The 11156-nt window shown below is 67.5% G+C and carries 9 protein-coding genes; all 9 read right to left on the reverse strand.

The window, feature by feature from the left end; all coding sequences use genetic code 11:
* Positions 1–396, reverse strand: a 396-nt coding sequence (locus WBV89_RS21520) for a phosphoenolpyruvate carboxykinase (ATP) (protein ID WP_423983379.1), incomplete at its 3' end; no start/stop codon positions are given.
* Positions 389–1966 (reverse strand): ABC transporter ATP-binding protein, encoded by a 1578-nt coding sequence (locus WBV89_RS21525; protein WP_423983380.1) that lies wholly within the window; start codon positions 1964–1966, stop codon positions 389–391. The genes WBV89_RS21525 and WBV89_RS21520, both read right to left, overlap by 8 nt.
* Entirely contained in the window at positions 1960–3372 is a 1413-nt protein-coding gene (locus tag WBV89_RS21530) for an amidohydrolase family protein (protein WP_423983381.1), read from the reverse strand. The genes WBV89_RS21525 and WBV89_RS21530 overlap by 7 nt, the downstream gene beginning before the upstream one ends.
* Complete coding sequence (locus tag WBV89_RS21535) at positions 3369–4469, reverse strand: methyltransferase family protein (protein WP_423983382.1); 1101 nt, start codon at positions 4467–4469, stop codon at positions 3369–3371. The genes WBV89_RS21530 and WBV89_RS21535 overlap by 4 nt, the downstream gene beginning before the upstream one ends.
* Positions 4470–4478: 9 nt before the next feature.
* A complete protein-coding gene (locus WBV89_RS21540) occupies positions 4479–5528 on the reverse strand; it encodes a zinc-binding dehydrogenase (RefSeq protein WP_423983383.1) in 1050 nt (349 codons plus the stop codon).
* Between the two features lie 91 nt (positions 5529–5619).
* Complete coding sequence (locus WBV89_RS21545) at positions 5620–6798, reverse strand: BMP family lipoprotein (RefSeq protein ID WP_423983384.1); 1179 nt, start codon at positions 6796–6798, stop codon at positions 5620–5622.
* A gap of 117 nt (positions 6799–6915) precedes the next feature.
* On the reverse strand, positions 6916–8106 hold the full coding sequence (locus tag WBV89_RS21550; RefSeq protein ID WP_423983385.1) for an aromatic ring-hydroxylating oxygenase subunit alpha: 1191 nt from the start codon (positions 8104–8106) through the stop codon (positions 6916–6918).
* Positions 8103–9581, reverse strand: a complete 1479-nt coding sequence (locus WBV89_RS21555; protein WP_423983386.1) for an AMP-binding protein — start codon at positions 9579–9581, stop codon at positions 8103–8105. The genes WBV89_RS21550 and WBV89_RS21555 overlap by 4 nt, the downstream gene beginning before the upstream one ends.
* A 13-nt stretch (positions 9582–9594) precedes the next feature.
* Positions 9595–11156 (reverse strand): hydantoinase B/oxoprolinase family protein (locus WBV89_RS21560; protein WP_423983387.1); only part of this gene is annotated, 1562 nt, incomplete at its 5' end.

Here is an 11156-nt window from a genome sequence, read left to right on the forward strand (position 1 = left end):
GTGCATCGGCATGACGCCCTTCGACGGCAGCAGATAGTTGAGCGCGGTGAACACCGATTTCTTCATCTCGCCGGCGAAGGCGGCACCGATCAGCACCTGACCCTCCTGGCCGATGTTGACGAGGCCCGCTCGCGTCGCGACGATCGTGCCGATCGCGACGAGCAGCAACGGTGCCGCGGTGGTGAGCGTCAGACCCCAGGCACCAGGCGAGCGGATACTGCCGTCGAGCAGAGCCGACAGCACGTCGAGGGCCGATCCACCGGTGGCGGCCACGAGGCCACCGGAGATCACCAGTGCACCGAGCAGCGAAAGTGAGTAGAGCGCGAACGTGAACCCCGCGTCGTTCGTGGAGATGCGCCCGGTCAACAGACCCGGCCGATTCCGGAGTTCAGCCACCGGTCACCACTCCTCCCATCAGAAGTCCGATGCGTTCGACGTCCGCGTCGGCGCGATTCATCTCGCCGACGATGCGGCCCGCGTGCATCACCAGGATCCGGTCGGCGAGGTGCAGGATCTCCTCGAGTTCGCTCGAGATGAGCAGCACGCCGACTCCGGAGCCGGCGGTCGTGCGGAGTTGTTCGCCCATGAACTCGATCGCACCCACGTCGAGACCGCGGGTGGGCTGCGCGGCAACCAGCACCTTCGGTTCTGCGCTCAGCTCCCGGGCGAGGACGACCCGCTGCTGGTTTCCACCAGACAGCGAGTGGAACGGAGCGCGCGGACCTTCGCACCGGATCTCGTACTCGTCGATGAGGCGAACTGCGTCGGCCTCGATCTTCGCCCGGTCGACACGGCGCAGCCAGGGCCCCACGCCGACCTTGGCGAGTGCGAGGTTCTCGGCCACGCTCATGTCGAGCACGCAGCCCGCGTCGTGTCGATCCTCGGGAATCATGCCGACACCGGCGGCGCCCATCGCCCCGGCCCGACCGGTCGGCACCACGGCACCGTCGACGATGACCGTTCCGGCATCGAGCGTGGCCAGGCTGGAGAGCACATCGGCCAACTCGACCTGTCCGTTGCCCTCGACACCGGCGATCCCGACGATCTCGCCGGCACGAACATCGAGGTCCACACCATCGAGGACGCGGTGTCCGTACCGGTCGAGCACGGCACCTTCGACGGCGAGGACCGTCGGCGCCGTCACCGGGCCCGACGAGTCGGCGAGTTCGGTGGCGACCATGTCGGTCGCGCCGAGCGCAGCAGCGTCGTCGCCGCGCAACGAGACCGCGCGGCCGATCATCGCCTGGGCGAGCGACTGCTGGTCGAACCGGTCGGTACGGCCATCCTCGACGACGCTCCCGCGCCGCAGGATCGTCACCGTGTCCGTGGCGAGTCGGATCTCGTCGAGCTTGTGGCTCACCAGCGCGACGGCCTTGCCTTCGCGTTCGACGGCAAGGCGCAGCACTCCGAAGAGCTGCTCGGACTCCTGCGGGGTCAACACCGAGGTCGGCTCGTCGAAGATGACGATCGACGGGTCGCGGCGCAGGCACTTGATGATCTCGACCCGCTGACGCATCCCGGCGGTGAGGTCACCCACGTGGGCGTCCGGATCGACCCCCAGGCCGTACCGTTCTCCGATCGATTCGACGAGATCACGCGCATGCTTCGCGTTGAGGCGCTCGCGCTCACCGAGCACAACGTTCTCCCACACCCGCAACTCGTCGACGAGACTGAAGTGCTGATGCACCATGCCGATCCCGAGCGCGCCGGCGCGTGCCGGGCTGTCGATGCGGACCCGTTCGCCGTCGACGTGGAGTGTGCCCTCGTCCGGTTGCACGAGTCCGATCAAGACCTTCATCAGGGTCGACTTGCCCGCACCGTTCTCGCCCAGCACGCCGTGGATCTCACCGCGACGGAGATCGAGGTCGACGTTCGAGCAGGCGACGACCTGGCCGTAGCGCTTGGTGAGGCCACGCACCGAGACCGCGACGTCGGCGGCCGTTCCGTTGTCGGACACGTTCACCACGTCGGGAACTTCGCCTTGTCCGGGAGACCGGATCGCTGCACGATGGCCTCGCCCCGCTGCTGGGCCTCGGCCCACAGCGCGGCCTCGTCGATGCCGGTCATGTGACCATCTTCGACCACGATGCGACCATCGACCACGACGGTGTGGACACCTCTCCCGTCGGTGGACCACACGAGCTGATTCACGACGTTCAACAACGGACGCCACTCGGGACGATCGGTGTCGTGGAGCACGAGGTCGGCGCGTTTCCCCGCCTCGAGCGAACCGATCTCGTCCTGCATCCCGATCGCCTTGGCCCCACCGATGGTCGCCATCTCGAACGCCTTCTCGGCGGGGAACATCTGCGGGTCGATGCGACCGTCCTTGAACAGGCCGGCAACGAGGTAGGTGGCGCGCATCAGGTCGGAGTAGTTGGAGGCGTTGTTCCCGTCGGTCCCGATCGACACGTTGACACCGCGCTGCACCATCTCGGGCATCTTGCCGATCTGGGTGACGCCGTAGCTGACCTTGAGCGCCGTGGTCGGACAGTGGGCGACCGTGAGGCCGTGCCCGCCCATGATGTCGATCTCGCGGTCGTCGACGTGCACGCAGTGGGTGATCGCACAGTCCTCACGGAGCACGCCGAGGTCCTCGAGATGCTCCATCGGGCGTCGGCCGAACTCGGCGATGAAGCCGTCGGGGTCCGACTTCGCCGGCGACATGTGGAAGCTGACGCCGACGTCGTACTCGTCGGCCAGGGCACGCGTGGCCTTCCACAACGGGTCGGAGCAGGTGGTGTGCCCGACCACGGTGGCCCATGTGCCGAGGCGACCGTCCGCGACACTGCGGGAGGACTCGAGTTGGGCCTGCAGCCGGGCGATCGCCTGATCGGTGGTCTGGTGGTACACGTCGGGTTGGGGCGGGAGATCCCACACCCACGACCCGAGCTTGCCGCGGATTCCGGTCTCCGCGAGACCGTCGAGTACGTCGTCGAGGAAGCGAATGGTGCCGGCCTCGAGGAACGTGGTCGTCCCGGTCCGCAACATCTCGGTGGCCGCGAGTTGCGCCGAGCAGCGCTCGTCACCGGCGTCGTGCACGGAGTACAGACCGGTCAGCCAGATGAACACGTTCTCCTCGAACGGTGTGTCGTCGGGGACGTACCCCCGGGTCAACGGCTCGCCGGTGATGTGGATGTGCGTGTTGATCAGGCCCGGCGTGAGCACGAACCGTTCGCCGCCGACTCGGCGAATGGGCCGGTAGCGCTGCTCGAGATCGGTGGTCTTGCCGACGGCCACGATGCGCCCGTCGTCGACCGCGACCGAACCGCGGTGGATGATGTCGCGCGTCTCGTTCATGGTCACCACGTACCAGGCGTCGATCAGCAGGTCGACCGTGATCGGGCTCGCGGTGTCGGGGATGTCGGTCATGTGTGCGCTCCTCGCGGTTCGGGGCACGCCGACGTGGGTCGCACCCCGACGAACACTTCCTGGAATCCGATCGGCTCGATGCACCGGACGGCCTCGAATCCGGCGTCGGTGAGCCATGCGCCGACCTGGCCGTGTGTGAAGGTCCGGCCGCGGCGGGTGCTCGCCATCATCGTGACGCCCATCATCAGGGCATGGCCCGCCTGGGACCGCTGCTCGTCACAGAAGTAGTCGCCGATCAGGATGCGGCCGCCGGCCTTCAGGGCGTCGAAGGCGCGCCGCATCAGCGAACGGGTCCCGGCCTCCCCCTCGGTCCGGCAGATGTGGCCGAGCACCACGAGGTCGTGGCCACCGGATTCGAGTTCGATGTCGTGGAAGTCGCCGGGACGGAACTCGACACGTCCATCGAGTCCGCGTTCGGTCACCTTGCGGCGAGCGACACCGATCACCCCGTCGAGGTCGTTCACGACAGCGGTGGCATCGGTGTTGGCTTCGAGAATGGCGATCGACCACGGAGCTCCACCGGCACCGAGTTCGAGCACGCGCGGCGCGGCGAGCGCGCTGTAGCGGAGTTGCAGGTCGGAACGCATCGCACACCGGTTGATCGTCGTGAAGGTTCCTTCGACGAGCGGCACGTGGAATCGGGCGTCGTCGTCGACCGGGTCGACGGGTGCACCGGTGCGGACGGTGTCGGTGAGCCGGCTCCAGTTCTCGAGCGGTCCCGGCGAGACGGGAACGAGAGCGGCCATGGAGGCAGGTGAATCCGAGACCAGGTAGCGCCGAGCGGTGTCGTTCAATTCGAACACCCCGTGGCGGCGATCGAGCAGACCCATCGAGACCACGCCTTCGAGCAGTGTCTCGAGATGAGTTGCGGACACCTCGAGGGGTTCGGCGAGCGTTTCAGCACGGGCGGGACCGATCTCGGCGAGCAGATCGAACACACCGAGCTCGAGCGCCGAGCTCAGCACGTGGAAGCGGCCGAAACCCTCGATCACGTCCCACACCGGTGCCGCGGCTGGCGGCTTGTAGTCGGTGTAGGGACGCCCGACGCGCGCCATCGTGTGCGTCTTCTTCAGCTCGGGGTACGGCGAGTCGGCCATGGCTCGTGATCAGGACGCCTGCGGTCGCAACACGATCTTGCCGAACAGCTCACCCGACACCAGATGCTCCTGGGCAGGACCCGCCTCGTCGAGCGGGTACTCGCGGTCGATGTGCGCCACGAAGTCACCGGCGCAGAACGTGTCCCATGCGGGGCCGAACTCCTCGGGACGGTATGCATCGGATCCGAGGATCGAGATCCGGCTGTGGAACAGATGCCCGAGGCTCGGGATGACCGCCTCGTCACCCGACGTGTTGCCGCACGACACGAGCCGCCCACCGATCGCGAGCGAGAAGATCGACGGGGCGAACAGGGCGGTACCGACATGATCGAACACGACGTCGACGCCGCGCCCGTCGGTCACCTCGCGCGCCCAGCCTGCGACGTCGCCGACGCGGTTGTTCAGGACGTAGTCGGCTCCGAGCTCGACCGCCCGGTCGAGCTTGGCCTGCGCTCCGGCAGTCGCGAGCACCGTGGCCCCGGCGCGCTTGGCCAGCTGAATCGCCGCGACCGACACGCCGCTACCAGCGGCATGGATCATCACCGTCTCACCGGCGGTCAGTCCGGCGACGTCGAACATCGCGTGTGACGCCGTGAGGTGACAGGTCGGGAACGTTGCTGCGTGCGCGATCGGCATCGTGTCGGGTACCCGGTACACGTGGGAGGCCGGTGCCAGGCACAGCTCGGCGTAGCCGCCGTCCGCGTTGGCTCCGATCACGCCGAGATCGCCGTACAGGTCACCCCGGCCGGCGAGCTTCGACGTCGGATCGACCCCGACGAGCGACGGGTCGACGACCACGCGATCGCCGATCGCCGCCTGTGAGGCGTCCACGTCGGCACCGGTCGCCACGATGGTTCCGGCCACGTCCATTCCCGCGACGTGCGGAAGTGTGAAGCCGTCGAGGGTGAACCACCCGTTGCGCTGGACGACGTCGAGTCGGTTCAGCGCACAGGCCTCCACCGCCACGACCACATCGGCCGCGCCGGGATCCGGGTCGGGGAGATCGATGACCGAGAGAACCTCGGGTCCTCCGTGTTCGGTGTACTGCGCAGCTCGCACGAGGCCTCCGTGTTCGAGTCGGGATCGGATGGGTCGAACGGGCCGACGGTCGGACACCGAAGCGGTGCCCGACCGTCAACCCATCAGGGGATCAGAAGCCGTAGGCCTCGGACTTGATCCCGAAGAAGGCGTCGGCGAAGTCGCCGGCTGCGATCTGGGCATTGACGTCGTCGAGCGCGGCGACCTGCTCGGGGGTGCCGTCACAGAGGAGTGCTCCCACGAACGGGAACTCGCCGACGGTGAACACGAAGGTCTCGCCCTCGGCCAGCTCGCCCTCGGCGATCTTCGGGATGATCACCTCGAGGTAGTCACCGGCATCGAACTGGACGGCGATCTGGTAGTCGAGATCGTCACGTTCGCAGACCTCGGACGCGCCGGCCGACATCGTGATCACGCCCTCGTCGTTGGCCAACTGGACGATCGGCTCGTGAGCGCCGCCGAGGAACGGATACACCGCTCCGGCACCGTTGGCGACCGCCTGGTTGAAGGCCTCAGTGGCGCCGGCGACATCGTTGAAGTCACCGGTCGGGATGTAGCTCATCGTGAACGATTCGTCGACGGCCTGGAGCCCGAGCTCGTAGGCCATGTAGGCCTCCTTCTCGAAGTCGAGATCACAGCAGCCGAGGAAGGCCGCCGCCGTGGAATCGGTGTCCTGCAGCAGCAGGCCCGTGGCGTAGCCCGCCGAGTAGCTGATCTGCGACGAGTCGTCGGCGGACTGGGCGACGCCGGGGATCTGCTGTCCCGCACCACAGTTGCAGTACCAGAAGATGTCCGGGAACTCAGCTGAGAGGGACTCGAGGGGGTCGGCCAGTTCGCTGGCACCCACGGCGATCACGTCGACGCCCTGGCGGGTGAGGTTGCGGATCTCGGTGTCGGCCTGCGCCGGGTCGATGTTGTCGACGATGATCGGCTCGGCGAAGCCGTTCTCCTCGGAGAAGGCGGTGATGCCTTCGACGAGCGCCTGGTAGTAGGCGCCGTCGTCGCGCGGGCCCGGAGTCGCGACGCCGAACGTCACGATGCCGTCACCGTTGACGTCCTCGATCCCGCCGGCCACGGCGGTGTCGTCGGTGGCTTCCTCGTCCGCAGCGGCAGTGTCGTCGGTCGCTTCCTCCTCCGTCGCGGTGTCCGCTGTGGTCTCCGCGGTCGTGTCGTCAGGCTCGTCGGCGTCGTCGCTGCCGCCGCATGCTGCCGCCGTCAGCGAGAGCGCAGCCAGAGCCGCGATCGAACGCTGCCAGCGTCGGTTGGTGGTGGTGGTCTTTTCGAAGAGCATGGGCTCCTCCCCCTTTGTTGGTCGGTCTGATGGTCAGACCATTGGAATGGTAGTCGGCCGATCGTTTCGGCCATGTAACGAGATGTCGAACGCCCGGTGACCTGGACACTCGACCCCTCAATCGGCCGCCGGCTGTGCCCGATAGCGCTGGGCGAGCCAACGGTTGAAGCGGACGTGACTCTCCTCCTGCCACGAGTAGCGCCCACGCGGCGCGAACCGCGAACGCAGACCGCGCTGCACCTTGGTGGTGGCGTCGGTGTCCTGGTCCACGAACACCTGCACGCCGACGTCGGTCAGCTTGAGCTTGTGTTCGAACATCGGATCGTCGAGCGCGGACGGGTGGAAGATGTAGCCGATCTCGATGTCGACCGTTTCCGGCGACGTCGGGCGGACCAGGAAGAAGAACGCCTGGTCCGGTGCGGTGCCGAGGCACAGCGTCGGCGGGACGAGCGCGAAGGTCGAGCGCGTCCGTTCGGCCTCGGTGAGCTTGGGGAACACCGGCATGATCGCCTGGTGCGTCGCGTTGAAGCCACCGTCCATCACGGTGTAGCCGCCTTCACGGAAGATGACGTTCGAGTCGTCGTTCGATTCGGTCGGGAAGTCGGTGAGGTTGCTCGGGCAGAAGTCCTGGACGTACTGGTGGAGTCGGTTGGCGTGATAGCCGTCGTTGAAGTTCTCGAACATCACCTTCCAGTTCCACGGACGGTTCTCGAGCGTGAACGTTCCGGGACACACGGCGTCGGACAGGTCGTAGTTCGCGATGAACGGTTCGTAGTCGGCGAGCGTCGGCGTGAGCGGCGCAGCGTCGGGATCCATGTTGAAGAAGATGAACCCCTGCCACACCTCGACCGCGAACTGCGCGAGGCCGTAGTCGGCCTTGTCGAAATCCTCGGTGCGTTCCATCGCCGGCGCCCCGAGGAGCCGACCGTCGAGCCCGTAGTTCCAGTGGTGGTACGGGCACTTGAAGGTGCTCGAGTTGCCGGTCCCGTCGCAGACCTGCATCGCACGGTGCTGACACACGGCGGACATCGCGCGGATGCCGCCCTGCTTGTCACGGCACACGATGACCGGCTCGTCACAGATGGTGACGGTGAACCAGTCGCCGACGTTCGGGAGTCGCTCGACGCGGCCGGCGCACAACCATTCCTTCGCGTAGATCGCTTCGCGCTCGAACGCGAGCACGTCGCTCGACGTGTACAGCTCCGGTGGAAGGGTCGACGCGTTGGCGACGTCGACGGTCGATGCGTCGAGCGCATCGATCAGATCGGGTCGCAGCTGCGCGGGGGTGGACGGCTCGGTGGTGGTCATGCGGACGGCTCCTGGCTGGGGCGGATGCTGGACGGGTCGGGGTGTGGTGTGTTCTCGGCGGCGGCTTCGGCGAGCAGGAACTTGCGGACCTTGCCGACGCTGGTACGCGGGAGTTCGTCGACGAACGAGAAGTCACGTGGCCGCTTGGCCTTGCCGAGCCGCGCCGCGCACCACTCGTCGAGGCGCTCGCTCAGGCCATCGCGTTCGGCGCCGGACTCGGGGACGACGAATGCGACGGGTACCTCGTCGCGGATCGCATCGGGCGCACCGACGACCACCACGTCGAAGACGTCGTCGTGTGACCCGACGACCGTTTCGACCTCGACGACGGACACGTTCTCGCCGGCAACCTTCAACACGTCGGAGCGACGTCCGTCGAAGAAGAAGCGACCATCGGCGTCACGACGGGCACGGTCGCCGGTCAGGAACCAGCCGTCGCGGTACGAGCGGGCGGTCGTGTCGGGATCACCGAGGTAGCTCGCGAAGAGCGTCGAGCCGGGGTCTCCACCGACCACGATCTGGCCGACCTCGCCGGGCTCGACCGGGTGTCCATGCTCGTCGTGCAACTCCACCCGGCATCCGTCGGTCACGAACCCCATCGAATCAGGGCGCGCGCCGCTCGCGGCATCGGTGAGCACAGCGGGAATGGTCTCGGTCATGCCGTACAGCTGGCGGGGACGACAACCCAGCCAGTCGGCGATGGTCTCGTACTGGTCGGAGGTGATGTTCTGGGCGAACCAGCAGTGGCGCAGCAGCAGGTCGGGTTGCCCGGGACCGGGCTCCCACGGGCCGCCGCGGGCCAGGATCATCCGCATCGGCCCTGCGAACAGACTTGCGTGGGTGGCACCGTGAATCGCCGCCTGCGGAACGAATCCGCTGGCCGAGAACGTCGACATCAACGCAACGCTCGCGCCGACGGCGATCGCCGCGGCGAACGAGTAGTACTGCGCGTTCGCGTGGAACAGCGGCAACACGACGAGTTGACGGTCGTCGGGACCGAGACCGGCGGCCGCGGCCATGGTCGAACCGGCGAATGCGTAGTTGCCCTGCGTGATCTCGACGCCCTTCGGGCGGCCCGTCGTCCCACTCGTGAACATCACGGCGGCCCGGTCGCTCGATTCCGGGACGGGCCACTCGGTGATACGGCTGCACGGCCGACCGTCGATCACCAGTCCGGCGCAGGTCACGTCGTCTTCGTCGATGATCAGCAGTGTCGGAGCGTCGTCACCGACGCTCGCGATCGCGTCGCGAGCGATCTCCCGGCGATGGGCGGACACCACCGACACGGCGGGCGACGTCCGCGAGATGTGTTCGACCAGTTCCGGTGCGGTCCCCATCGGGTCGGACGGGACGATGTACGAACCGAGCCGCGTCGCGGCGAGCCACGCAGCGACGAACGACGGCGAGTTGGTGAGTGCGAGGTGGACCCCGTGGGACGCGTCGACGCCTCGGTCGGCGAGTGTGGTCGCAGTCATCGGGGAACGCCGCTCAGGTGGTCGGGGCGCCGTAGCCGCCGCCGCCGGGAAGGTCGAGTCGGACCTTGTCGCCGGGTTGGAGGGTGATCCGTTCCTGGGTGGTGACGTTCTCGCCGTTCACGCTGAACGCACCGGCGGCACCGGGCTCGCCTCCGAAGATTCCCTGCGGGGCCTCGGCGAGGCGGCTCGTGACGGCGTTGAGCTGCCACTCGCGGGTGGTGTCGACCTCGAACTCGATCGTCTGGCCGAGTCCCCCGGTCTGGGCTCCGTGGCCTCCGGAGTCGGGCCGCAGCGCCTTGGTGCTGAAGCGGATCGGCGCAGATGCCTCGACCACTTCGATCGGCACGGCTGCAACGCCGGTGGGGTACGAGCAGGCGTCGAGGCCGGACTTCGTGGCCCGACCACCAACGCCACCGGCGTAGGTGAACATGGCCGTGATGAACGGGCTGCCGTCGTCGTGGTTGCCGCTGACCTGCATCGTCCACACCGCGCCCGACCCCTCGGCCATCGCCCCGTCGGGACGGACCTGGGCGAGCGCCTTGAGCAGTGCGTTGGGCAGGAACATTCCCACCACGTGCCGGGCCGTGCACGGCTGCGGTGACACGGCGTTGAGGATCGACCCTTCGGGAGCGATCATCTCGATCGGCTTGAGGCTGCCGTAGTTGTTCGGGATGTCGGGACTCAGCACCGAGCGCACCACGAACGTGGTGTAGGCGTGGCTGTAGTTCTTCACCACGTTGATGCCCCAGCGGCTGGCGTCGGCCGAGCCGGTGTAGTCGACGGTGATCGAACCCGCTTCGGCGTCGACGATGAGTGCACACTTGATCAGGATCTCGCTGCCGTCGGCCAGGTCGAGCAGGGCGCTCGACTCGTAGCGACCCGAGTCGAGTTCGCGGATGCCGTTGCGGGTGGCGATCTCGGAACGGGTGATGATCTCGTCGGCGAGGTCCTCGATGTCGTCGAATCCGTGATGGTCGCACAGCGCGAGCAGGCGCTGCGCACCGATCTGACCCGATGCCATCTGGGCGTGCAGGTCGCCGCCCATGTGGTCGGGCTGGCGCACGTTCGAGAGGATGAACTTCCACACGTCCTCGTTGCGCTCGCCGGCCTTCATCAGCTTGACGATCGGGATCCAGAGTCCCTCCTCGAACACGTCGCGGCCACCGGCACCGATGCCGTATCCGCCGACGTCGGTGTGGTGGATCGTCGAGCCGAACAGCGCGATCAGCCGTCCGCCTCGCCACACCGGGACGAGCACGGTGACGTCGAGCAACTGCCCCGCCGTCTTGTACGGGTCGTTGGTGATGAGGATGTCGCCCTCTTCGAGGGAGTGGATCGGGTACTCCTCCAGGATGTTCTGGACCGCGATCGCGAGGCTGTTGATGTGGCCGGGCGTGCCGGTCACCGCCTGGGCGACCATGCGACCTCGGCGGTCGAACACGGCGTTCGCGAGGTCGCCCGCCTCGCGGACGATCGGGCTGAACGCGGAACGCTGCAGCGCCTTGGCCTGTTCGTTGACCGTGGCGATCAGGCTCTGCCAGCAGATCTCGAGTTCGATCGGGTCGAACCCACCCG

This window comes from Ilumatobacter sp., from assembly GCF_049588435.1.
Lineage (GTDB): Bacteria > Actinomycetota > Acidimicrobiia > Acidimicrobiales > Ilumatobacteraceae > Ilumatobacter_A.

Coding starts and splice junctions, on each gene's coding strand:
- WBV89_RS21535 (WP_423983382.1), bottom strand. CDS start 4,469: ATGGCCGACTCGCCGTACCCCGAGCTGAAGAAGACGCACACGATGGCG.
- WBV89_RS21550 (WP_423983385.1), bottom strand. CDS start 8,106: ATGACCACCACCGAGCCGTCCACCCCCGCGCAGCTGCGACCCGATCTG.
- WBV89_RS21555 (WP_423983386.1), bottom strand. CDS start 9,581: ATGACTGCGACCACACTCGCCGACCGAGGCGTCGACGCGTCCCACGGG.
- WBV89_RS21530 (WP_423983381.1), bottom strand. CDS start 3,372: ATGACCGACATCCCCGACACCGCGAGCCCGATCACGGTCGACCTGCTG.
- WBV89_RS21545 (WP_423983384.1), bottom strand. CDS start 6,798: ATGCTCTTCGAAAAGACCACCACCACCAACCGACGCTGGCAGCGTTCG.